Here is a 23,210-nt window from a genome sequence, read left to right as displayed (position 1 = left end):
CAGAGACACGCCGATGCAGTCCTCGGCGTCGAGAGGCCGCCGTGGCAGCACCCGGACGCGGCTGAAGGCAGGGATCGCGCGATGACGACGACGAAGGCCGGCGCTGACGGCGCAGATAGACCGGGCCCCGCTCTGCTGCCGCCGGGCTGGGCCCGCTTCTCGGGGGTACTACTGATCCTGCTGTCCCTGATACCGGCGGCAGGCTGCTACGCGGCGTTCACCTGGTGGATTCCCCACGACAAAGCGCGCTACCAGGACTACCAGGCTGCCCAGGCATGCCCTCCGCGCGAGACGGAGCAGAGACCACCGGACTGCCTCAGCACCCGGCACTTCACCGTGTTAAAGATCGAGGTCAAGCCCAGGAGCAACAAAACCATTTTGGCGGGCGAGAACTCCTGGCGGGGAACCGTGAGCTTCGGAGACCCTGGCCCTCTTCGCAAGCGGCTCAAGCCCCGTGACCAGGTCACGGCCACCGTCTGGCGCCGCGAAATCGTGGTGCTGAGCAAAGACGGCATACAGCAGAACACTTCAAACGCCCCTCGTGACGAACTCCAGGCAACCGCCGCGTTCGGCATGATCGGTGCGCTCGTCGCGGCGCAGAGCCTCATATTCGGTGCGGTGCGCCTCCTCCGGCCGCGTGGCTACAAGCCCTTCAGCTTGTGGCTGTACGGCATATCGCTACTCCTCACCATCTTCGCGATCTTCTTCGGAGTGGGCGTCCCAGCGGTATTGCTCGGGATCCGATGGCAGTTCGTGCCGCCAGTCAGCGCGGCCGTGGCTGCATGCGCGGCAGGACTGATGTATCTCTTCCTACGCCCACGAGCAGCAGACGACGCCTGACGGCCCCTGGCGACTTCAGCGCGGCGCGGGCCCCCTGACCATGTGCAGGCGAGTGCGGACATCCGTGCCGCCGACTTCTGCAATTGACACCCGCCATCGCCGTACGTGACTCCAACCCCAAGGAGCCGAAGATCATCATCGACCGCGCGGGGTTCACGCTGTGAGACTGCCGCCCGGCGCACCTTCCCGGACAACAGCGATCGGCTCGCGCCATCTCGCCCGCCGAGACCTACTGTCTGTCGGGTCGGGTGATGTGCCATGCGCCGGTGGGTGTGGTCCATACGAGTAGGCCTGGCCAGGGTTGGTGGAGTGTCCAGCCGCTGGTCTGTTTGGTCCGGTGGTGGCGTCTGCACAGTGGGGCGAGGTTGCAGGCGCAGGTGATGCCCTTGCCGTACGGGACGGCGTGGTCCAGGTCGCAGCGGCTGGAGCGGATGTTGCAGGTCGGGAAGACGCAGGTGGCGTGCCGTTCCTGGACCTGCCGCCGCAGCTGAGCTGGCGGGCGGTAGCTGGGCCGCCCGTGCGCGCCGGTGGCGGCATTGGTGACGGCGTCGGTGGCATCAGCGTCATGGATGCCCTGAGCGGCCTGACACCGGGTGTCGCGGAGCTCGGCGAGCGCGTCATGGACGTCCTGTACGGCTCGTGCGCTCAGCCTCGGTAGTGCTTCGAGCCTGCCGACGGCTCGGACGTGGTCTCGTACCGCTGTGAGTCTCTGGTCGATGATCCCGGCGACGACCGCGATCACCCTCTCGTCCTCTGGCCCGCCTGGACGCGCGCCCGAACCCGGGAGTCCGTTCACCTGGCCACCGGGCCGATGACCCGCGTCATCGGCGAGTGGTCCACCGCCAGCCCCCAACGGAGCGGGAGAAGGCGGCCCGTGGGCAGTGGCCGGGGCAGTCCGGGGAGTCGTGGTGGCCGGTTCGTTGGCGCGCAGGCAGGGGGCGGGGGCGGGGGCTGAGACCTCTGCCTCTGTCGCTGCGGCTGCTGCTTGGAGTTGGGCGCGGATGGCGTCAGGAAGCGCGGCACCGTTCAGCAGTTCCCGGGCCAGGTCAGCGCGGATGGCGTTGAGGGGGCGGGTGTCGCCGTCGGCGACCAGGGCGTGTGCCGCTGCGGTGATCTTGTTGTAGATGGCGTGGGCGTCTTGGGGTGCCAGGTCCAGAAGCGCGAGGTCGCAGGTGCCCGCGGCGGTCTCCCACAGCTCCAGGCGTCGTTGCCGTACCGCCCGCTGTTTGCGGTCTTCGACCTGGTCGGGGGCCAGGCGATGGGTGATGCGCTTGAGTCGTCGGCGTAGTTGCCCGGTGGTCTGGGACGGCGCCGCGTCCAGGACAGCGGCTTCGAGGCGTTCGGCGAGGCCCTCGGGCAGGCCATCGGTGACGTCGCAGATGGCCCGGGCGCGGGGCAGGTCGATCCGCCCGGCCTCCAGAGCCTCACCGGTACCGGCGAGGTCGGTGCTGAGCCGGTCGGCCAGGTGAACCAGGGTGCCGGCGGCGTTGCCGGTGATGGTCAGCGCCGCCGCGACCTCTTCCACCACCGATTCGTGTGCGGACAGGACACGGGGATCGTGCTCGCCCTGGTTCTCGCTCTGGTCGTCGTCTTCGGCTCGGCGGCGCCGGTGGTACAGCTCGGCGATCGCCGCAAGCTCACGGGCTTGCGCCCAGGAGGTCTGGCGGCGCGCGGAAGCGGCGGCCTCGAGCAACTCGGTCTCGGACAGATCCGAAAACCGTTCCCGCTCGGGCGACAACAGCGCAGCATGGGAGTCGGGCATGGACCGGGATCGGGATTCTTTCTCACCGAGCGCCATACCGACATCAAAAATAGCCGCCATCTGCACCATTGCCCACCCACCTCCCATCAGAGTCCCATAATAATGCATGACTCGAAAAGATCACAATAAGATCTCGAACAAAGCACCGTTCTGTGTGTTACATCACTCTCCATACCGAACCTCGACCAATCGGCTTGATCTAGGTCATCACCTGCCAGGTCTTTTGCTACCGAAATGGTGTGGCTCAGGTAGGTGGGAGGCTGGGGTGGCCGCTGCGGCCCTGCGTTCATCTGCCGCTCAGTAGCGGGCGGGCGTCACGTTGGTTGCGGTGGTGGCTGAGGTAAGTGTCTTAGGGTGACGGGCGGCGCGGGGTACCGCAAAGCGCAAGGCTTCATATGCACCTGGCCGCAGATCAACAAATTCCTCCACCTGCAACCCCAACCAACGTGACGACAATCCGCACCTACCTCCGTGACGTACGACTACGCGAAGAGGTCACCTCAGCCGTCCACCCAGAACAGCCATAGAGGAGCGAGAGAAAAGAAGGCTCAGCTCCGCAGATACCTGCACGGAGCGGAGAGACCAAGAGGCTTCAATGTTCCGAAGCCCCGTCGACGACCATGGCGCGCTACCCACTGAACGTCCGCGCCCACTGAACGCCTCGACGGCAGGGTTGCCGCTTCCGGTCACCGCCAGGGGCCGGACACCTGTTGATAACCGGGTGATCGTCCGTCACCGTCAGGGTTGCGCCGGACAAGCTCCCCCGCCCCGCCTCTCCCCCCGGAGGTCCCTGTGTCCGAAGTGTCCCGCCGAAGTTTCCTCGGCCTGTCGTTCGCCGCCGCGGTGACCTGGTCGGTCGGAGAGGCGGTGCCCGCTTCGGCCGGGGCGCCGGGAGAGGTCGCCCGCCTCTTCGAGATCCGGGGCGCACGCCTCGCCCCGCAGGTCTTCCCGCAGAGCGTGGCCTCCGGCGATCCGTCCCCGGACGGCGTCGTCCTGTGGACGCGGGTCGCCCCCGAGGCGGCGGGCGCGGCCGGTGGACGGGTCGCGTACGAGATCGCGGCCGACGAGACGTTCACGAAGCCGCTGGTACGCGGCGTGACGACGGCCGAGGCCAAGCGCGACCACACCGTGAAGGTACGGATCAAGGCACGGGCCCTGAAGCCGTGGCGGATGTACTACTACCGCTTCATCGTCGACGGCACCGCCAGCCGTACGGGCCGCTTCCGTACGCTGCCCGCACCCGGAGCCGCGCTCGCCGGGCTGCGGTTCGGCTACATCTCCTGCCAGGACTACACCAACGGCTACTACACGGCGCTGCGGCACCTGGCGAACGAGGACATCGACTTCGTCGTCCATCTCGGCGACTACATCTACGAGACGACGGCCGACTCCAGCTTCCAGGGCGCGCAGGTACGGGAGATCGCGCTGCCCGGCGGGGCGACCCGTGCCGAGACGCTGGCGCACTACCGCGCGCTCTACAAGACCTACCGCACCGATCCGGACCTGCAGCGGCTGCACGAGCGCTTCACGATGATCCAGATCTGGGACGACCACGAGTTCGCGAACGACTCGTACGGGGCGTACGACACCGACTCCGACGACGAGGCCGCCAACCACGCGCCGGAACGCAAGCTGGCCTCGGTCCGCGCCTGGTCGGAGTACTCGACGGCCGGGGCCCGGTTCGACCCGGCGGGCGGTCCGACCGGTGCGCTCACCATCTACCGGACGCTGAACTTCGGCGGGCTGATGGACCTGGTGCTGACCGACGAGCGCACGTACCGCAGCAAGCCGCCGTGCGGGCTCGGGCTCCTCGACAAGTACGCGACGGCCGGGTGCCCGGAACGGCTGAGCCCGTCCCGGACCATGCTCGGTACGCGGCAGCGCGACTGGTTCACCGACCAGATCACCTCCTCCACCGCCACCTGGAAGGTGTGGGGGAACGAGGTGATGCTGATGCAGTTCAAGCTCTTCGACATCTACCTGAAGCAACTGTTCCCGCACCTGTACGAGGGCAAGGCGAAATCGGACGGCCGATTCTCGGTTTTCTTCAACCTCGACCAGTGGGACGGCTTCCCGGCCGAGCGGACCCGGCTGCTGTCCTCGTTCCGGAACGCGAATGTGGAGAACCTGGTCACGATCACCGGCGATCTGCACTCGTTCGGTGCCGGTTACCTGCGGCCCGACTTCGACGACCCGGCACAGGATCCGATCGGGGTGGCGCTGCTCGGCGGTTCGGTGACCTCGTCCAACTTCGTCGAGATGGCGACGTTCGGGCAGGGCGGCCTGATCGTTCCGCCGGAGACCGAGCTGACGTGGGCGCTGCAAGGCAGCAATCCGCACCTCCAGTACTTCAACTCGGCGGCGCACGGCTATGTGGTGATGGACGTGACGACGTCCGGGATCACGGCCACGATGAAGGCGGTCCGGTCGATCCGTACGGCCGAGACGCCGGAACTGCTCACGCTGCGCAAGTTCCGGATCGGCGAGGGCCGCCCGAGCCTGGCCACGGTCGACCGGGGGACGCGGAGGCTGGGGAACGCACCCCGCTGAACGTCATTCGGTCACCGATCCCTTACCTTGATCTCCAGGTGCCCCCACCTGGAGGAGAGCGATGCCCCAGCTCGATCTGGCCACCCTTCACGAGGCCATCGCGGCGGCCGTTCCGGACCGCGAGTGCCTGGTCTGGCGCGACCGCAGGCTGACCTGGCGCGAGGTCACCGAACGGACCCGCCGGCTGGCGCACGTGCTGCACGCGCACGGCCTCGGTGTACGGGAGGGAACGGCCACCGAGCCCTGGGAGTCGCCGCACGACCACCTCGCGCTCTACCTGCACAACTGCCCCGAATACCTGGAGGGCCTGCTCGGCGCCCACAAGGCGCGGGTGGCTCCGTTCAACGTCAACTACCGGTACGTGGACGACGAGCTGGCGCAGGTCCTCGCCGATGCCCGGCCGCGCGCCGTGCTGTTCCACGCGAGCTTCGCCGAGACGATCGGCCGCGTCGCCGCCCGGCTCGACCCGCCGCCGCTCCTGCTCCAGGTGGCCGACGACTCCGGGAACGACCTGCTGCCCGGCGCCCTCGACTACGAGGCCGCGCTGGCAGCCGCGTCCCCCGAGCCGCTGAACGGCGTCGTACCGACGGCCGATGACCTGCACATCCTCTACACCGGCGGCACCACGGGCCTGCCCAAGGGCGTGCTGTGGCGGATCGGCGACCTGATCGACGGGCCGCTCGGCCTGCGCGACCGCAACCGCGCCCTGGTCACCGACATCGAGACGGCGGTGGACGCGGCGCTCACGTCGCCGACACGGGTCCTGATCGGCCCGCCGATGATGCACGGCGCGGGCACCTGGACCGCGCTGGGCGGCTGGTGCGGCGGCGGCTGCGTGATCCTCCCGTCCCGCGGCGACGGGCTGGACGCCGACGATCTGCTGGCCACCGCCGCCCGCGAGCGCGCCACCCGGATGCCGCTGGTCGGCGACGCGTTCGCCCGCCCGCTCGCGGACGCGGTGGAGCGCGGCGACCACGATCTGACCTCGGTCCGTACCTTGATCAACTCGGCGGCGGCCATCGATCCCGGCGTGGCCCGGCGGCTGCTGGCCGGTATGCCGAACGCGCGCGGCATCGTGGACGTGCTCGGCTCGTCGGAGTCGGGCTTCCAGGTCACGCGGCGCGAGGGCGGCGACCGCGCGTTCTCCCTGCAGCCCGGAACCTCCGTCATCAGCGCCGACCGGACCCGGAAGCTGGTGCCGGGCGAGGACGAGATGGGCTGGCTGGCCAAGGGCGGCTCGATCCCGCTCGGCTACCTGGGCGACCCGGAACGTACCGTCGCCACGTTCCCCACGGTGGACGGCGAGCGCGTGGTGGTCCCGGGCGACCGCGCCAGGCTGCTCGCGAACGGCGGCGTGGAGGTCCACGGACGCGAGGCCACGACGATCAACACCGGCGGCGAGAAGGTGTTCGCCGAGGAGGTCGAGGCCGTCCTGCGCGCGATTCCCGGCGTGACGGACGCGCTGGTCCTCGGCCGCCCGAGCGAGCGCTGGGGCAGCGAGATCGTGGCCGTGCTGAACCCCGCGCTCGCGCCGGGCGACACCGACCTGCGCGCCGCCTGCGCCGGCCGGCTGGCCCGCTACAAGATCCCCAAGGCCTTCGTCCGGACGGACGGCTCTCTCCGGCTGCCCAACGGCAAGGCCGACTACGCCGCCGCCCGAACCCTCGTCACCGCCTCCTGAACCTCGTCATCGCCTCCTGAACGGGAGACCATTGCCAGATGCCCGACCTCAGCACCGCACTGCTCGCCGACCTGACCGCCGAGGGCGACGCGCTCGACGCCCTGGTCGCGCCGCTGTCCGACTGGACCGTACCGACGCCCGCCGAGGGCTGGACGATCGCGCACCAGATCGCCCATCTGGCCTGGACCGACCGCCAGTCCGTCGTGGCGGCCACCGACCCCGAGGCGTTCGACCGGATCCTCACCGAGGCAGCCGACAAGGCCGACCGGTTCGTGGACGAGGGCGCCGCCGAGGGTGCCCGTGAAGCGCCCGCCGACCTGCTGGAACGGTGGCGTACGAGCCGTCGCGAGATGGTCGAGGCCCTGGCGAAGGTGCCGCCGGGGACGCGCCTGCCGTGGTTCGGGCCGCCGATGAGCGTGGCGTCCATGGCGACCGCCCGCCTGATGGAGACCTGGGCCCACGGCCAGGACGTCGCCGACGCGCTCGGCGTCGAACGGGAGCCGACCGCCCGCCTCCGCCATGTCGCGCATATCGGCGTACGGGCGCGCGACTTCACGTACATCAACCGTGGCCTGCAGCCGCCCACCGCGCCGATCCGCGTCGTCCTGACCGGCCCGGACGGCGAGGAGTGGACCTGGGGCCCGGAGGACGCCGAGCAGTCCGTCTCCGGGCCCGCACTGGACTTCTGCCTGCTGGCGACCCAGCGCCGCCACCGCGCCGACCTGGCCGTCGTCGCCCACGGCCCGGACGCCGGCCACTGGCTCGACGTGGCCCAGGCCTTCGCCGGCCCCTCCGGCCCCGGCCGCGCCCCCACCTCCGGTTGACTCGTGGCGTGTTCGCCTTTTCCGGGGGTCGGGAAGGGCGAACACGCCACGAGTCAACGGAGTGCGTTCGGTTTTGGTCAGGGTGGATATGCCAGGGGCATGACCTACCTGATCGGCTTCGACGGGTCCTTGGACGCGCAGGCCGCCATCGCCTATACCGGGGCCCGGCTCCGGCCGGAACCCACTGTCGTGCTCACCGTCTGGGAGCCGCTGCTGAGCCAGCTCGCCTGGGCCCCGCTGGCCGCCGGCGGACCCATCCCCCTCCAGCAGGAGAGCGAGCAACGGGAGGAGGAGCGGCAGGCCGAGCGGGTGGCTCAGGAGGGCGCCGACCTCGCGATCGCAGCCGGACTCCTCGACGCCGTACCGCGCGCCGAACGCGGCACCGGCCCCGTCTGGGCGACGATCGTGGACTTCGCCAAGGAGTTGGACGCCTCGCTCATCGTGGTCGGGTCGCGCGGGCTGTCGAGGGTCAAGTCGGTCCTGCTCGGCAGCGTCTCCGACCGCGTCCTGCACCACGCGGCCCGCCCGACCCTGATCGTCCCGCCCCTGGAACGCGACGGCTAGGAGCCCCACCAGGGGCGACCGTCCTAGCGACCGTCCTAGCGACGGTCCTGGCGACGGCTAGCGGGCGGCGGGCGCCGCCGTGTGCCTGGGCGCGGGTACGGAGTGCAGGGACCAGATCGCCAGGGACAGCCAGAGGATGCCCGCTCCGGCGACCATGTGGCCGGTACGGACGGCCAGCACGGGGAGCAAGAACGACAGGCAGACCGGGGCGAAGCCCACGACGTACAGCAGCACGGCCGGGCGCGGGACGACGCCCGCGCGGTACATGGCCAGGCCGAACAGCACCGTCCCCGTAAGGGTGAGCAGGGCGGCGATCAGGAAGGCGATCAGGGGCCGTCCTTCCAGAAGCTCCTCCACCTGGCTCTTCGGCAGGTGGACGAGGACGAAGTTGCGGGCGAACGCCGCTCCCGCGAACAGCGCGAGCCCGATGTAGTTGACCATGAACGCCACGGTGCCGAACGTGCCGACGGCGGTGCGCTGTGCCAGGTAGAGGCCGACGAGGAAGGCCAGGCCGAACGCCGGGGACAGCCCGTTGAGGAACTCGGTCGGGGCGGTCTTGCCATCGTTGAGGATCTCGCCGAGACCGCCGGCCGCGATCGCGACTCCGCAGATCCCGCCGGCCACGGCACTGAGGCGCAGCAACGAGGTAGGGGGGCATGGGAACTCCTTCGTGGGTTCGAGGTGCCCCGAACCTACGAATCCCCTGTACGGGCGGTAAGTGCCGTGCGGCCGGGCCCGCCGGCCATCCGACCCATGACCTTTGGCCAATACCGGCGCCGGTCCATATCGCGGGACGTTCCCGGCTCCTACGCTGAGCGCATGGTGGGCGAGGGGACGGCGTCCCGGCCGCGGACCGTCTCCTGGCTGGCGACGTTCCTGTACGCCACGGTCCTGGCGGCGGGGCTCTACAGCGACCTGGCCAGAGTCTGCCCGGCGAGTGCGCCGCGCACGGCGGGATTCGTCGGGGCACTGCTCGTGCTGGCGGCGTTCGAGCCGGTAGAGCGGCGGCTGTACGGCGCCCGTACGCCGCGCGGGCAGGCGATCGCGCTCCTGGCGCTGCGCTCTGGGCTGTTCGTCCTGGTCAGCGCGCTCGACTGCGCCGGTACGGCTCGGTCGCTGTTCCTGCTGATCCCGTTCATCGGCTACTTCACGCTGGGCCGCCGCGCCGGATACGCGCTGGCTGCACTGTGCCTGGGTGCTGTGGTCCTGGCCCTGTCGGCGCGGCCTGGCTGGCACACCGACAGCGAGGGCATCTCGGACCTGCTGATGTTCTGCATCGGCCTGGTCTTCGCGATCGCGATGGCCGCGGTCGCGCACCGCGAGGACACTGCGCGGGCCCGCGCGGAGGGCCTGCTCGCGGAGCTGGCGGACTCCCACCGGCGGCTGCGCGGCTACGCAGGCCAGGTCGCCGAGCTGGCCACCGCCGCCGAGCGCAACCGGCTGGCCCGTGACATCCACGACGACGTGGGCCACCATCTGACCGTGATCTCCGTCCAGCTGGAGAAGGCGGCGGCGTTCCGCGACCTCGATCCCGGTGCGGCCGACCGCGCGCTGGCCGACGCGCGCGACTCCGCTCGGCTCGCGCTGGAGGACGTCCGCCGTTCGGTCGGCTCCCTGCGGACCCCCGACGAGACGTTCTCCCTGGCCGGCGCCCTGGCCGCGCTGGCGGAACGGCTCAGGGGCGGTGGTTTCGGCGTGACGCTCGACATCCGGGGCGAGGAGTCCGGCTACGGCGGCACGGCACTGCTCGCGCTCTATCACGCGGCCCAGGAGGGCCTGACCAACGCGTGCCGGCACGCGGCCGCGGACCAGGCGACGGTACGCGTCCGGCTGGCCGAACGGGAGGCCAGCCTCCTGATCGCCGACGAGGGCCGCGGTTTCACGCCCGGTCCTTCCGGCGGATTCGGCATCCAGGGCATGCGCGAGCGCCTGGAGATGGTGGGCGGCTCGCTGCTCATCGACAGCGGGCCTGGGCGCGGGACCCGGGTGAACGCGACCGTACCCGCCGGGGGCGGTCATGGCCGAGGCTGAGGCCACCGGCGTCCGCGTCCTGGTGGCCGACGACCAGCGGCTCATTCGCGAGGGGATCGCCTCGCTGCTCGGCCTGCAGCCCGGCGTCGTCATCGCGGGCGTCGCCGAGGACGGGCGGGCCGCCGTCGAGCGGGCCATGGAGCTGGTGCCGGACGTCGTGCTCATGGACGTGCGGATGCCCGTGCTGAACGGGGTCCAGGCGACGGCCGAGCTGCGCCGGCTGCTGCCCGGCTGCCGGATCCTGATGCTGACGACCTTCGACGACGAGGAGTACATCGTCGCGGCGCTGCGGGCCGGCGCCAACGGCTACCTGCTCAAGGACCTGCCCGCCGCCGAGCTGGCGCGGGCCGTACTGCTGGCCCATGCCGGGGTCGACCAGCTGGCCCCGGCCGTCACCGGGCGGCTCCTCGGTGCCCTGGACGGCCCGCCGCCCCGGCCGGCGACCGGGGGCGGCGGGACCGGCGGAGCGGCGCTGACCGGCCGGGAGCTGGCGGTGATCCGGCTGATCGCCACCGGCGCCACCAACCGCGAGATCGCGGCCCGGCTCTACGTCAGCGAGGGCACCGTCAAGAACCACGTGTCGAGCATCCTCGGCAGGCTGGGCCTGCGCGACCGTACGCAGGCCGCGATCTATGCCCACGACCACGGCCTGCTCTGACCCCGGCCTGCACTGACCCCGAGCCCCGGTCCCCGGTCCCCGGTCAGTCGTCGTCGCCGTCGTCACTGTCGTCGTCGTCGTTGTCGTCGCCCTTGTCGTCGTCGCCGGAGTCGTCGTCGACGGTGTTGGCGGTGACCTTGCCGGACGTGGCGTTCACGTCCAGCTCGCGCTCCTTGCCGTCGGTGCCGGTGACCTCGACCTGCCAGGCGTCGCCGTCGTCGAGCTCGACCGAGGTGACGGTGCCCTTGGCGGTCTGGAGCGCGGTACGGGCGGCCTGGGTCGCGTCGATCTTGGCGGCGTTGAGCGCCTTCGCGTCGTCCCGGTCGTCCTGGTCGTCGTCGTCCTTGTCGGTCCGGACGGTGGCCTTGCCCGTGGTCGCGTCCACGACGACGTCGCGCCAGGTGTTCCCGGTCAGGACGTCGGCCTCCCAGGCCGCCTTGCCGTTGTCGTCGTCATCGTCGTCCAGCTCCAGGGACTCGATCTTGCCGCCCGGGACCGCCTTCAGCGCGGCGGAGGCCGCCTGCTCGGCGGTGACCTTGACGTCGGCGGCCCGGACGTCGCCGCGGTCGTCGTTCTCTCCGGCGTACGCGGTGGCCGCTCCGCCGGCGACGAGCACGCCCGCGGCGGCGACGGTGATCAGGATCTTCTTCATGATGGTTCCTCCTGTGGTGCGTTTCCCTCGACAACCGACACACTGCCGGGCGTACCTGAGGCCGACCTGAAGCGACCTGAAGAACGCTTCAGGTGCGGTTTGGCACTCTGGGGGTATGCGCCTGCTGATCGTCGAGGACGAGAAACGCCTGGCCACGTCGCTGGCCGGTGGCCTGGCCGCGGAGGGCTTCGCGGTGGAGGTCGTCCACGACGGCCTGTCCGGGCTGCGCCGGGCACTGGACGGGGAGTACGACCTGATCGTGCTGGACATCATGCTGCCCGGGATGAACGGCTACCGGGTCTGCGCCGAGCTGCGCGCCGCCGGGGACGACACGCCGATCCTGATGCTGACCGCCAAGGACGGCGAGTACGACGAGGCCGAGGGGCTGGACACCGGCGCCGACGACTACCTGACCAAGCCGTTCTCGTACGTGGTGCTGGTGGCCAGGATCCGGGCGCTGCTGCGCCGCCGTGCGCGCGGCGGCGGCCTGCCCGCGATCACGGTGGGTGATCTGACCGTCGATCCGGGCGCCCGGCGGGCACTGCGGGGGGACGCCGAGGTGGAGCTGACCGCCAAGGAGTTCGCCGTCCTGGAGTATCTGGCGCTGAACGCGGGGCAGGTGATCTCCAAGGCGCAGATCATGGAGCATGTCTGGGACTTCGCCTACGACGGCGATCCCAACATCGTCGAGGTGTACGTGAGCGCGCTGCGCCGCAAGCTGGACGCCCCGTTCGGCCGCCGGTCCATCCAGACCGTACGGGGCGCGGGCTACCGGCTCGCCGCCGACGGCCGGGCGAGGGGGGCCTGAGTGCTGCGTTCCGTACGGGCCAGGACGACCGCGGGCGCGACCGTGGTGGTCGCGGGCGCGCTGATCGCGATCGGGCTCGCGGTGGTGCTGCTGCTGCGGTCCAGCCTCGACGAGCGGACCGATCTGGAAGCGGAGGTGACGGCGCGCGAGGTCGCGGCCCAGCTGGCGAACGGGACCCAGCCCGCCCGGCTCGACCTTCCCGACGCCGACGAGCATCCGGTCCAGGTCGTCGACGCGTCCGGGCGGGTCCGGGCGGCGGACGACGACCTGCGCGCCATCGCCGGAGCCGGGGTACGGCCTGCCCCGCGAGCGCCCGCCGCTGCCGAGGAGGACGACGATGACGACGACGAGGCGCCCCCTCGCGGCCAGGTCTCGACCCGTGTGGAGCACGCCACGGGCACGGCGACGGTCGAGGATCAGACGGCCGAGTACCGGTTCGCGATCGTCCAGGTGTCCACGCCGAGCGGCGAGACGTTCAACGTGTACGCGGGGACGAGCCTGGCCACCACGCGGGAGGCCGTCGGCACCGTGGCCCGCGCCATGCTCGTCGGGCTTCCGGTCCTGCTGGTCGTGGTCGCGGGCGTGACCTGGCTGGTCACCCGGCGCGCGCTGCGTCCGGTGGAGGCGATCCGGGCCGAGCTGGCGGCGATCACCTCGTCCGGCGACCTGACCCGCCGCGTACCGGAACCGCGCTCGCGCGACGAGGTCGCGAACCTTGCGGTGACCACCAACGCGACGCTCGCCGCGCTGGAGGAGTCGGCGGAGCGGCAGCGCGGTTTCGTCGCCGACGCCTCGCACGAGCTGCGCAGCCCGATCGCCTCGCTGCGGACCCAGCTGGAGGTCGCCGCCGCGCATCCCGAGCTGCTGGACCTGGACGGGGCTGTGGACGACGTCGTCCGGCTCCAGCATCTGGCCGCCGACCTGCTGCTGCTGGCCCGGCTGGACGCCGGTGACCGGCCCGCCCCGGCCGAGGCGCGGCCCGTGGAGCTGGCCGACCTCGTACGGGACGAGGCGTTCCGGCGCAACGCGGTCGCGAACGGCGTCGAGTTCGACCTGTCGGTACGCGCCTCGCCTCGCGTCGCCGGACCGCGTGGCCGGATGGAACGTGTTCTGGGCAACCTGCTGGACAACGCCCAGCGGCACGCCGAGCATGTTGGCCTCATCACACTCGACGAGGCGGACGGCCACGCGGTCCTGGAGGTCGCCGACGACGGACCGGGCGTCCCTGCCGCCGAACGCGAGCGTGTCTTCGAGCGTTTCGTCCGGCTGGACGACGCGCGGGGACGCGATGAGGGGGGCGCGGGCCTCGGGCTGGCCATCGCGCGCGACCTGGTGCGGGCCCAAGGCGGTACGCTCACTTTGGGCGCGGCCCCCGGAGGGGGAGCGCGGTTCGTGGTACGGGTTCCCGTCTGCGGGACCACCGGTTCCGGGCAGGCCGGAAATCGGTGACCGTCCGTGGTCCCTTGGAATCCGCGGGTGGAGGGCGCGACACTGGTCCAGGTATGACCTGGGGCGGGCGTCTGCCTAAGCTGCCGACAGGGACGACCACAATGGTGCGCATATCGTGGAGGTACCCCCCTTGAAGATTCTCGTCGCCGGTGCGACCGGTGTCGTGGGACGCCGGCTGGTCCCGTTGCTCGTCCAGGCGGGCCACGAGGTCGCCGGTACCACCCGCCGCGCGGAGCGTGCCGGGTCCATCGCCGATCAGAAGGCCACGCCCGTCATCGTGGACATGCTGGACGCCGCGGCGGTACGCAAGGCCGTGCTGGCCGAACGTCCGGACGCGATCGTCCACCAGCTGACCGATCTGACCGCCGAGGACTTCGAGGCCAACTCGAAGCTGCGGATCGTCGGCACCGGCAACCTGGTGAAGGCCGCCAGGGAGGCGGAGGTCGAGCTCATGATCGCGCAGAGCATCGCCTGGCTGTACGTGCCGGGCGAGCGCCCCGCGGTGGAGAACGACCCGCTCGATCCCGCGCTGCCCCCGTCCAAGGGCGTCATCGCGCTGGAGGAGTCCGTCGCGACGATGCCGCGCGGTGTGGTGCTGCGGTATGGAGCGCTCTACGGCCCGGGCACCTGGTACGCGACCGACGGCGCGATCGCCCAGCGCGTGCGCGCCGGCAACCTGCGTCCCTCGCCCGCCTGGACGTCGTTCGTCCACGCCGACGACGCGGCCGCCGCAGCACTGGCGGCGCTCGACTGGCCCGCCGGCGCGGTCAACATCGTGGACGACGAGCCCGCGACCACCGCCGACTGGCTTCCGGTCTTCAGCGCGGCGCTCGGCGCTCCCGTCCCCGCCAACTCGCGGCACGCCGCCTCGACGGGCCGTCCGGCCTCCAACGCCAAGGCCCTGAGCCTCGGCTGGAAGCCGCAGTTCCCCTCGTGGCGGACGGGCTTCGGCGACCTGAGCTGAACTGGGCGTTCACCTGAGCTGAGCGTGCTGAGAGCTCAGACCGTTCAGGAGACCTCGGCTGAGCGTCCAGAAGAGCTGAGCCTTCAGGAGAACTGGAACGATCGCTTGGACAGGCCGTACCAGTAGCCGTCGATGACGGACCGCCGCTCCTGCCCTTCGCTCGCGCCCAGCGCGACGAAGAGCGGCGCGAAGTGCTCGGTCCGCGGGTGCGCGATCCGGGCGGCGGGCGCCTTGGCGCGGAAGTCCAGCAGCGCGTCGGTGTCCCCGGCGAGCACGGCGCGGTCGGTCCATTCGTCGAACTCGACCGACCATTCCGGCGGTGCCGCGTCCGGTCCCGGCCGCATCTCCCGCAGGTTGTGGGTGGTGAAGCCGCTGCCGACGATGAGCACGCCCTGCTCCCGCAGCGGCGCCAGCCGGCGCCCCAACGCGAAGAGCCGCCCCGGATCCAGCGTGGGCATCGACATCTGGAGGACCGGAATCCCGGCCTCGGGATACATCTCGACCAGCGGAACGTACGCGCCGTGGTCCAGCCCGCGCTCCTCGTCCTGGTGCAGCCCGGGGACGAGCCCGCGCAGATCGTCCGCCAGCTCGGGGGCGCCCGGCGCCTCGTAGCGGACGTCGTAGTAGCGCTGCTCGAACCCCCCGAAGTCGTACACCAGCGGGACGGTACGGGTCGCGCCGATGCTGACCGGCGCCTCCTCCCAGTGCGCCGACACGATCAGGACGGCCTCGGGTCTGGGCAGGTCCCCCGCCCATCGGGCAAGCTGATCGGTCCAGACGTCGTCGTCGGCCAGCGGCGGCGCGCCATGGCTGAGATAGAGCACGGGCATCATGGGAAGGATGATACTTGAACATTCAAATATTGGCGAGAACGCTCCCGTGAGCGAGCCCCGCTGGCTGAACGAGGACGAGCAGCAGACCTGGCGCGCGTTCCTGTGGACCTCCCGGCTGCTGAACGAGGCCCTGGACCGCCAGCTCCAGCGCGACTCCGGCATGCCGCACACGTACTACATGATCCTGGCGATGCTCTCCGAGGCCCCCGGCCGCGCCCTGACCATGACCGAGCTGGCCGCGATGACCCGTTCGTCCCCCAGCCGGCTCTCGCACGCCGTGGCCCGGCTGGAGGAGTCCGGGCGGGTCCGCCGGATCAAGCCACCGGACGACCGCCGTACGACCATCGCCGAGCTGACCGACGACGGCTTCGCGGCCCTGCAGGAGGCGGCTCCCGGGCACGTCGAGGAGGTCCGCCGCCACCTGTTCGACCCGCTCACCCGCGAGCAGACCCTCCAGCTCCGCGAGACCCTCCGCATCTTGCTCGCCGACCTGGATCCCGACGGCCGTACCCCGGACATCTTCGGCCAGGGCTAGGCCGGGGTCAGGCCGGGGTTAGAGGACGATCTCGCGGGATCCGGCGTCGGGGTGGGCGGCGGCCATCAGGCGCTCGCCCTCCGCGACCAGGGCGGCACGCTCGGCGTCCGATACGGGGGCGAACAGATCGACGTTCAAGGTCACGGCCTTGCGCTTCCTCTCCATCCTCCACATGCCGCGGACGAACCCGTCCACGAGCACGGTCGCGCGGATGATCCCGTTCACCGTGAAGATCCGCTTGCGGTCCTCCTCGCTGATGATCCGCGCCCGGTCGGCATGCGACAGCGTCAGGTTGTCGAACTCCGGGACGTACCGGACGGGTGCCGGGGTCTCCGGATCCGGCCGGGGCGCGTCCGGAAGGTCGTACAGCGTCCGGCCGTTCTCATCGGCGAACGTCACCAGCTTGAGCCGCCCGGCCACCTCCCCCAGCCGCGTCAGGCCCGACCAGTGCTGCATGTCCTGGACGGACGCCGGCCCGAACGCCGCCAGGTACCGCAGCACCATGTCGTCGATCGACGGCTCGGTCTCCATCGCCCGGCCCAGCCAGTTCTCCAGCGTCGTGTGCTTGGCGATTCCGCCCTGGCCCCAGATGCCGCGCGGCGGCACCTGCACGAGAGGCAGATTGATGCGCGCCGCCCAGGCGAGCAGTTCCGCGTCCTCATCGGGCCAGTGCCCGGCCAGCAGCGCCCTGAGCTCCTTGTCGGTACGGGGCTCGTCCTCGAAGAACGTCCGGGCGACCCCGCCCACGGCCTCGAGATCGACGTCCTTCAGCGGGGCGCCCCTCGCGGTCGTCAGGTAGCGGTCGAGCACCACCTGCGTGAGCGGCCGGAACGCCAGCGCGTCCCGGGCACTGACCAGGTGCAGCGTGCCGCGCATCAGCACCATGCGCAGCACCCGCCGGTCGCGCATCAGCCCGGCGAGCTCGTCGAAGTCGAAGCCCTCCAGCCGGCTCCAGAGCCCCACGTACGGAGGGTTGGGCGCCTGCGACTGCATCCCCACCAGATGCTCGATCGCGTCCAGTACGGGCATCGCCTGCCGCCGGAGCAGCAACTGCCGTTCCAGCAGGGCCCGGTTGAGCGCCCGCCGCCCGAGCACCTCAGCCGTCATAACGGCCCCGAAGCTCCTGCCACCCGGGAGGAGGGCCCGGCAGCTCCCCCGCGTCCGGCCGGTGCATCGCGTCCAGGAAGAGCTCCAGGTAGCGGTGTTGCAGGACCTTCATCCGCTCATCGTCCCCGATCCGGATCGTATGCAGATGCTCCAGCATGACGGAGATGTCGCCCACCGCGATATCCGCCCGCAGCCCGCCCTTCTCCTTGGTACGGGCGAGCAGCCGTTCCGTCGCCGAGTGGATCTGCTGCCCGTCGCGGCTCATCTCCTCGGTCACCGGAAAGCTTCCGGCCAGCCGCATCGTCAGGGATCCGGCGCCGATGTCCAGGCACCGCCGCATGAAGTCGGCGAACGCCGTCCAGGCGTCCCGCTCGTCGTCCAGTGCCTCCTGGACCTGCCCGAGGTACCGCTCCATGCCCTCCTGCGCGAGCCGCTGGAGCAGTTCCTCCTTGCTCTTGTACCGTCGGTAGAGCGCGCTGATCCCGACCCCGGCCGCCACCGCCACCGCCGAGATCGGCGCCCCGGGATCGGCCGTGAACACCGCCCTGGCCGCCTCCTTGATGACCTGGTCATTGCGCGCCGCCTGGGCCTTGCGCCCGCTCATGGGCGCCTGCTCCGTGGACTCCATGACACCCATACTAGCGGAACGTACAATTCCGTTCTATGGCGCCATCCAGATCCACGCCTTGGCCTGCGTCTCCTTGCAGCTGACCTGTACGGGCCGGTACCGCGCCGGGTCGATGATCCCGCCATGACCGGCCACATCGCCGAACATCCGGTCCGACACGATCACGCCGAGATCGGCCCCGGCCGTCTCGATGGCCTCCTTCAGCACCGCCGAGTCGAGCAGGCGGAACATGTGATTCACGGCATGCCCGACCACGCCGTACGCGTCGAACTGCACGTACCCCTGGTGCACGGCCATGCGCAGCCGCATCTGCGCCGCCGCGCTGAACAGCCGGTTCCCCCGCCGCAACGCGGCGTCGAGGTGATGGGCGAGCGGGTCCAGGAGCAGGTACGGCGGCACTCCCGGCGGCAGCACGATCAGCGCCCCGTCCCCCCGGTCCTCGGTGTGGCAGGCGGCCCACGGCAACCACGTGATCGCGAAGACCTCCTGCAGGTACTCGTACAGCGCCTGCCGCAGCCGGCGCTGGATGTCCTCGTCCCGATAGGGCGCGTTGAACGAGACTATGTCGAGGCCGAGGAGTGAAGTGTGGCTCCAAGGTTCGACCGCCCGCGGCGTCGGCCACGGAAAGCCGACCAGCGGCGTCCGCTGCGGTACGACCGCCACCGGCTGCTCCGATGGCACTTGTGGAGCGTTACGACGTATGCTCATGACAGATCGAGGGCCTTTCCTACGTTCGGCTCGACCGGTCTATGACGGGGCCTCTGTTGCCGCAGGGCCCCGTCGTCTGTGCAGGTGAACCGAGAGTCTTCTCGCTGATACCCCTATTATCACGGATCTCGAAACGACCCCATGTCCACTGCTGATTGCTCGTGGGAGATCTGCGAGCACGCAGATGGCAGGTCGCCTTTGGCTTACATATCAACCGGAAACCTGGCACGGCGTGACCATGCGCACTGCCGTCCGGCACTGCGGTACCTGGCGGTGTGACACGAGCGAACGGATTGCTGGCCACATGCCGCCAGAGTGAAGTTCGACTTGACCGGATCAGCGCCATATCAAGATCAACCGTGGATGGCCGTGCGACCGGGTCCCGCAGCACCCCTTGCGCGCGCGATCACTTTGGGCCGCCAGCGCCGGTATCGCACATCGGTACGCTCGCCCGAGTGGCCGGCGACGATCGTTTCGTCGGCAGGCGGCCGGCCGAAGCGCCATGGACCTGTTGCCACTCCTGCTCCGCGACCAGGCCGACGGCCAACAGGACGGCCGCGAGCCGACCAACGAGTACTCGCCGTATGTCGGGTGGCAGACTGCCAACTTGCCACACCTGCCCTTGGCAGCCTGCTACCTCGCTGATTTAATCTGAGCATCTCGGCGGGCGGCCAACCGCAATGTGTCAGCCTCTCGGGGAGAGCCGGATTCGATCTTTGCTCCGCGAGTAAGGAATCGGTATGACCATGCCCTCCGGACCTGGGCCGGTGGTCCAGCGCGCCATTCTGACCAGCGAGCTTCAGCGCCTGCGGCTGGATTGTGGGGCGACCCAGGACCAGGTCGCCGCGGCCCTGGACTGGTCCCCTTCCAAGCTCATCCGCATCGAAGGAGGCGCGGTCGGTGTCTCGACCACCGATCTGCGCGCGCTGTTGCGGCAGTACGGCATGCAGGACGGCGACCCTCAGATCATGAGGCTGACCGAGATCGCACGCGACGCACGACAACGGGGCTGGTGGGCCGTCTACAAGAAGGACCTGGCGCAGCCGTATCTGGACTTCATCGGGTACGAGGCGGGCGCCGCCATGATCCGGAGTTTTCAGCCGTTGATGATTCCCGGCCTGCTGCAGACCGAGGAGTACGCGAACTCGGTGACCGTCGAATTCGTACCGGACCACAACCAGCGAGATATCGTGGTGGAGGTGCGGATGCAACGCCAGGACCTGATCCTCGGCCGCGACAACCCCCCGCAACTGCACTTCGTCCTGGACGAGGCGGCGCTGCGCCGCCGGGTCGGCGGTCAGGTCGATCCCGTTATCATGCCGCGGCAACTCCGATCCATCATCGACCTGATCAGTCGCCCGAACATCACCATCGAGATCATTCCGTTCTCCCAGGGCGCACACTTCGGCCTCATGGGGGAATTCACGCTCCTTGATTTCGACGATGCCCGGCTCGGCGACGTGCTCTTCCTGGAGAACGCCGGTGGGTGGGATCTCACCGTGGCCGACCGCGATACCCGTACCACCGACTACCGGATCGCATTCGAGAACCTGCGCCAGCTCGCCATTCCGGCCGAGGAGACCGGAGCGTTCATCGAGGAGATCGTGGAGTCGATGGGCTGACTCCGCCCCAGGGCGGCTCGGGCGGCCGTGTCGCGGGCGAGGCCCCGACACTGCGACGTACTACCCGTGGCCGCCTGTGGCCGGATACTCAGGACCGAATCCAATTCACATGATCTGCAGCCAGATAGGCCCGCTTCCTGGAGTTTTGCCGAACGGCCGCCTGGGCATCCCCCGCTCCGCCTCACCCGCAGGAGCGGAGCTGAGCATCTATCTGGCTGCGGCACCATCCCTTCCCTGGTTGACTTCTCTTACTTCGAGCATGCCTACGGAGATCTTTCCGGTACGGCTACATGAAGATGCCTTGACGCTACTCTGGGTAATCAGTCCCGGGGAGCGCGTACGTTCAGGACCGCCTGGATGCCCTCGACCTGGCTGGAGGATGCGACGCAATGAGCCAACGGTCCAATTCTGCACTCGGCAGGGCTGGGTTCTTGAGTCTGCACGGAGACTCAAGAAGTATTCTCTGGCTGAAAGCGTCGGCAAGCGAGAGCAGCGGCTGCGTTGAGGTGGCTTCGACCGGGGCGTCCATCTACATACAGGACTCCAAGAGCCCCGATGGCGGAACGGTCATCGCACTCTCCCCCTCGGAATGGTCGGTTTTAGTGGCCGACGTCCGCAGCGGGCGGGTCGATCTGCCGGCGCGATAGCGCGAACCCCTCAAAGTCGGGTGCGTGCCGCCGGTCGTTAGGGTCGGCGGTATGACTATTCGACGTGTCGTCCCTGACATCTCCACGGACTCCATCGAAGAGAGCCGCGCGTTCTATGGGCTGCTCGGCTTCGTCGAGGTGATGGACCTGGGCTGGGTGTCCACGATGGCGTCCCCGTCCAATCCGACGGCCCAGGTCATCCTGTTCGGGCCGGACGCGTCCGGCATGGCGCAGCCCGATCTCAGCGTCGAGGTCGAGGACGTGGACGCCGTGTACGCGACCGTGACCGCCGCCGGGCTGGAGATCGTTCACTCGCTGCGGGACGAGGAGTGGGGCGTCCGGCGCTTCTTCGTCCGCGATCCGAACGGAAAGATCGTCAACGTCGTGAGCCACCGCGCCATCCCATCCCGTTGACTCGTGGCGGGTTAGCCTCACCAAGCGCATCCCGGGGCCGACACGCCCCGAGAGAACCGGGCCGGGGGCGGGGGCGGTTGACGGGCGCGTCTGCGCGGGTCACTATGAACGGACGTTCATGAACATACGTTCACAACAATGGGGGGCATCGTGATCGTGAACGAGCGGCAGGCCGAGGCGTGGAACGGGTACGAGGGCGAGCACTGGGCGGCGCACGACGAGCGGTACGACGCCGTCAACGGCGGGTTCAATCCGTTCGTGCTGGACGGGGCGGGCATCGGCGAGCGGGACCGGGTGCTCGACGTCGGGTGCGGGAACGGGCAGCTGACCCGGCTGGCGGCGGGGCGCGGCCGGGAGGCGGTGGGGGTCGATCTCTCGCGTCCGATGCTCGCCAGGGCCGAGGAGCGGGCCCGCGAGGAGGGCGTGGGCAACGTGACCTTCGAGCGCGGGGACGCGCAGGTCCAGCCGTTCCGGGACGGGGAGTTCGATGTGGCGATCAGCCGGTTCGGGGTGATGTTCTTCGCCGATCCGGTCGCGGCGTTCGGCAACATCCGCAGGGCGCTCGCTCCCGGCGGGCGGCTGAGCTTCGTCGCCATGGGCGGGCTCGCCGGGACGGATCTGGGGTCGGTGTTCAAGGCGATGGACGAGTTCCTCCCGCAGCCCACGGGGCCGGACGGGAGCGGGCCGACCATGTTCGCCGATCCGCGGCGGAGCGAGCAGGTGCTCGGGGACGCGGGGTTCCGGAACGTCGAGTGCACCCATGTGGAGGCCGACCAGGTCTGGGGCGGCGATCTCACCGACGCGACCGAGTTCCTCGCGGCCTGGGGGCCGGTCAAGTACCACCTCGGGCTGGTCGGGCCCGAGGTGGCGGCCAAGGCCAAGCAGGCGCTGGCCGAGGGGGTGCGGCCGTTCGTCCGGGACGGCGCCGTACGCACGAGGGGAACGGCATGGCTGGTCACCGCGAACGTGTAGTGATCTTCGGTGGGTACGGGGCGGTCGGACGGGAGGCGGCCGGGGCCCTGACCGGATGGTTCACCGAGGTCGTGGTCGCGGGACGCGATCCGGCCAAGGCGCCGGAGGTTCCCGGGACGGTCCCGCTGAAGGTCGATCTGCGCGGCGATCTGGACGAGGCGCTGAAGGGCGCCGATGTGGTGATCATGTGCGTGGACCAGGGCAACGCCCGGGTCGCCCAAGCCTGTTTCGAGCGCGGCATCGACTATGTCGACGTGACGGCGTCGTACGAGATCCTGCGGGAGATCGCGGCGCTGGACGCAGGAGACGCGACGGCGGTGCTGAGCGTGGGGCTTGCGCCGGGCGTCACCAACCTGCTGGCGAGGCTGGCCGGTGGGGACCGGGTGGACATCGGCGTGCTCCTCGGTTCCGGGGAGCGGCACGGGATCGCGGCGGTCGAGTGGACGCTGGACGCGCTGCGGGACGTGGGCCCGTCATGGCGGATGCGCTTCCCCGATCCGTACGGGAGCCGGGCCGTTCATCGGTTCCCGTTCCCGGATCAGTACACGCTGGACGGGCATGTCCGGACGGGGTTGTGCGTGGACTCCCGGCTGATGACGGCACTCCTGACCGGGCCGGTGGCGCGGCTGGTCCGTACACCGAAGGGGCGGGCGGCGGTGCTGGGCGTGCTGACCAGGGTGCATGTGGGCGGTGACGGTTTCGCCGTGGTGGCCTCGTCGGAACGGGGGCGCGCCTCGTTCAGTGGCAAGCGGCAGAGCCGGGTCTCGGGCCTGGTGGCGGCGCTGGCCGTACGCGGGCTTGAGGGGATGCCGCCCGGTGTCCACCACCTCGATCAGGTGGTGGAGCCCGCCGGGTTCCTGAAGGAGCTGGCCGCCTACGGGTACACCTTCGACGCGGGCGATGCGGCGTGAGCCTGCCGGGCGGTGGCGGGGCTGAACGGGCCACCGCCTCGGCAGGGTCG

Annotated in this window: 23 protein-coding genes; 16 read left to right on the top strand and 7 right to left on the bottom strand. The window is 70.2% G+C overall.

All coding sequences use genetic code 11. The features are described from left to right. Positions 1-81: 81 nt before the first annotated feature. Positions 82-840, top strand: a complete 759-nt coding sequence (locus tag ACH34Q_RS36085; protein WP_395987651.1) for a hypothetical protein — start codon at positions 82-84, stop codon at positions 838-840. A 229-nt stretch (positions 841-1,069) separates the two neighbouring features. Here the strand turns inward: ACH34Q_RS36085 and ACH34Q_RS36080 are convergent, their stop codons facing one another. After that, positions 1,070-2,602, bottom strand: a complete 1,533-nt coding sequence (locus ACH34Q_RS36080) for a DUF222 domain-containing protein (protein ID WP_395987650.1) — start codon at positions 2,600-2,602, stop codon at positions 1,070-1,072. A gap of 801 nt (positions 2,603-3,403) precedes the next feature. Here ACH34Q_RS36080 and ACH34Q_RS36075 point away from each other — a divergent pair. From ACH34Q_RS36075 to ACH34Q_RS36060, 4 genes are all read left to right on the top strand, one after another. Next, entirely contained in the window at positions 3,404-5,152 is a 1,749-nt protein-coding gene (locus ACH34Q_RS36075) for an alkaline phosphatase D family protein (RefSeq protein ID WP_395987649.1), read from the top strand. Between the two features lie 61 nt (positions 5,153-5,213). Further along, positions 5,214-6,833 (top strand): AMP-binding protein, encoded by a 1,620-nt coding sequence (locus ACH34Q_RS36070; protein ID WP_395987648.1) that lies wholly within the window; start codon positions 5,214-5,216, stop codon positions 6,831-6,833. Positions 6,834-6,871: 38 nt separating this feature from the next. Then, positions 6,872-7,657 carry a TIGR03084 family metal-binding protein gene (locus ACH34Q_RS36065; RefSeq protein ID WP_395987647.1) on the top strand — a complete coding sequence of 262 codons (786 nt, stop codon included), beginning with the start codon at positions 6,872-6,874 and terminating at the stop codon, positions 7,655-7,657. A gap of 99 nt (positions 7,658-7,756) precedes the next feature. Further along, entirely contained in the window at positions 7,757-8,221 is a 465-nt protein-coding gene (locus ACH34Q_RS36060; RefSeq protein WP_395987646.1) for a universal stress protein, read from the top strand. 57 nt (positions 8,222-8,278) lie between these two features. Here ACH34Q_RS36060 and ACH34Q_RS36055 read toward each other — a convergent pair whose 3' ends face one another. Further along, positions 8,279-8,863, bottom strand: coding sequence for a hypothetical protein (locus ACH34Q_RS36055; protein WP_395987645.1), 585 nt, complete (start codon positions 8,861-8,863; stop codon positions 8,279-8,281). Between the two features lie 177 nt (positions 8,864-9,040). Here ACH34Q_RS36055 and ACH34Q_RS36050 point away from each other — a divergent pair, with 177 nt between their 5' ends. Further along, entirely contained in the window at positions 9,041-10,252 is a 1,212-nt protein-coding gene (locus tag ACH34Q_RS36050) for a sensor histidine kinase (RefSeq protein ID WP_395987644.1), read from the top strand. Beyond that, positions 10,239-10,910 carry a response regulator gene (locus ACH34Q_RS36045; RefSeq protein ID WP_395987643.1) on the top strand — a complete coding sequence of 224 codons (672 nt, stop codon included), beginning with the start codon at positions 10,239-10,241 and terminating at the stop codon, positions 10,908-10,910. The genes ACH34Q_RS36050 and ACH34Q_RS36045 overlap by 14 nt, the downstream gene beginning before the upstream one ends. 43 nt (positions 10,911-10,953) lie before the next feature. Here ACH34Q_RS36045 and ACH34Q_RS36040 read toward each other — a convergent pair whose 3' ends face one another. Next, on the bottom strand, positions 10,954-11,562 hold the full coding sequence (locus ACH34Q_RS36040) for a PepSY domain-containing protein (RefSeq protein ID WP_395987642.1): 609 nt from the start codon (positions 11,560-11,562) through the stop codon (positions 10,954-10,956). 115 nt (positions 11,563-11,677) lie between these two features. On the opposite strand from ACH34Q_RS36040, the gene ACH34Q_RS36035 reads away from it, so the two are divergent. The 3 genes from ACH34Q_RS36035 to ACH34Q_RS36025 all read left to right on the top strand — a co-directional run bounded on the left by ACH34Q_RS36035 (position 11,678) and on the right by ACH34Q_RS36025 (position 14,783). Beyond that, positions 11,678-12,370, top strand: coding sequence for a response regulator transcription factor (locus tag ACH34Q_RS36035; RefSeq protein WP_395987641.1), 693 nt, complete (start codon positions 11,678-11,680; stop codon positions 12,368-12,370). Further along, on the top strand, positions 12,371-13,819 hold the full coding sequence (locus ACH34Q_RS36030) for an ATP-binding protein (protein ID WP_395987640.1): 1,449 nt from the start codon (positions 12,371-12,373) through the stop codon (positions 13,817-13,819). It abuts the gene before it with no gap. 130 nt (positions 13,820-13,949) lie between these two features. Beyond that, on the top strand, positions 13,950-14,783 hold the full coding sequence (locus tag ACH34Q_RS36025) for an NAD-dependent epimerase/dehydratase family protein (protein ID WP_395987639.1): 834 nt from the start codon (positions 13,950-13,952) through the stop codon (positions 14,781-14,783). 83 nt (positions 14,784-14,866) lie between these two features. On the opposite strand, the gene ACH34Q_RS36020 is transcribed toward ACH34Q_RS36025, so the two are convergent. Beyond that, positions 14,867-15,616, bottom strand: coding sequence for a DODA-type extradiol aromatic ring-opening family dioxygenase (locus ACH34Q_RS36020; protein ID WP_395987638.1), 750 nt, complete (start codon positions 15,614-15,616; stop codon positions 14,867-14,869). Between the two features lie 46 nt (positions 15,617-15,662). On the opposite strand from ACH34Q_RS36020, the gene ACH34Q_RS36015 reads away from it, so the two are divergent. Next, positions 15,663-16,151: a MarR family winged helix-turn-helix transcriptional regulator gene (locus ACH34Q_RS36015; RefSeq protein WP_395987637.1), complete on the top strand. Its 489-nt coding sequence runs from the start codon at positions 15,663-15,665 to the stop codon at positions 16,149-16,151. 18 nt (positions 16,152-16,169) lie between these two features. Here the strand turns inward: ACH34Q_RS36015 and ACH34Q_RS36010 are convergent, their stop codons facing one another. Genes ACH34Q_RS36010 through ACH34Q_RS36000 form a run of 3 tightly spaced genes read right to left on the bottom strand, consistent with a single transcriptional unit; the run spans position 16,170 to position 18,567 of the window. Then, positions 16,170-17,258: a winged helix DNA-binding domain-containing protein gene (locus ACH34Q_RS36010; RefSeq protein ID WP_395987636.1), complete on the bottom strand. Its 1,089-nt coding sequence runs from the start codon at positions 17,256-17,258 to the stop codon at positions 16,170-16,172. Then, positions 17,248-17,886: a TetR/AcrR family transcriptional regulator gene (locus tag ACH34Q_RS36005; protein ID WP_395987635.1), complete on the bottom strand. Its 639-nt coding sequence runs from the start codon at positions 17,884-17,886 to the stop codon at positions 17,248-17,250. Before ACH34Q_RS36005 ends, ACH34Q_RS36010 begins: the two co-directional genes overlap by 11 nt. Positions 17,887-17,919: 33 nt before the next feature. Next, on the bottom strand, positions 17,920-18,567 hold the full coding sequence (locus ACH34Q_RS36000) for a hypothetical protein (protein WP_395987634.1): 648 nt from the start codon (positions 18,565-18,567) through the stop codon (positions 17,920-17,922). Positions 18,568-19,334: 767 nt separating this feature from the next. On the opposite strand from ACH34Q_RS36000, the gene ACH34Q_RS35995 reads away from it, so the two are divergent. The 5 genes from ACH34Q_RS35995 to ACH34Q_RS35975 all read left to right on the top strand — a co-directional run bounded on the left by ACH34Q_RS35995 (position 19,335) and on the right by ACH34Q_RS35975 (position 23,160). After that, entirely contained in the window at positions 19,335-20,216 is an 882-nt protein-coding gene (locus tag ACH34Q_RS35995) for a helix-turn-helix domain-containing protein (protein WP_395987633.1), read from the top strand. A 389-nt stretch (positions 20,217-20,605) separates the two neighbouring features. Further along, entirely contained in the window at positions 20,606-20,863 is a 258-nt protein-coding gene (locus ACH34Q_RS35990; RefSeq protein WP_395987632.1) for a DUF397 domain-containing protein, read from the top strand. A gap of 51 nt (positions 20,864-20,914) precedes the next feature. Continuing rightward, entirely contained in the window at positions 20,915-21,277 is a 363-nt protein-coding gene (locus ACH34Q_RS35985; RefSeq protein ID WP_395987631.1) for a VOC family protein, read from the top strand. 138 nt (positions 21,278-21,415) lie between these two features. After that, positions 21,416-22,249 (top strand): class I SAM-dependent methyltransferase, encoded by an 834-nt coding sequence (locus ACH34Q_RS35980; RefSeq protein WP_395987630.1) that lies wholly within the window; start codon positions 21,416-21,418, stop codon positions 22,247-22,249. After that, positions 22,225-23,160, top strand: a complete 936-nt coding sequence (locus tag ACH34Q_RS35975; protein WP_395987629.1) for a saccharopine dehydrogenase NADP-binding domain-containing protein — start codon at positions 22,225-22,227, stop codon at positions 23,158-23,160. The genes ACH34Q_RS35980 and ACH34Q_RS35975 overlap by 25 nt, the downstream gene beginning before the upstream one ends. The last annotated feature ends 50 nt before the right edge of the window (positions 23,161-23,210 follow it).

Source organism: Actinomadura sp. 9N407 (assembly GCF_044326315.1).
In the GTDB taxonomy this organism is placed as follows: domain Bacteria; phylum Actinomycetota; class Actinomycetes; order Streptosporangiales; family Streptosporangiaceae; genus Spirillospora.
The sequence above is the reverse complement of the archived record's forward strand: the minus strand, read 5'-3'. Positions and strand labels throughout refer to the sequence as shown.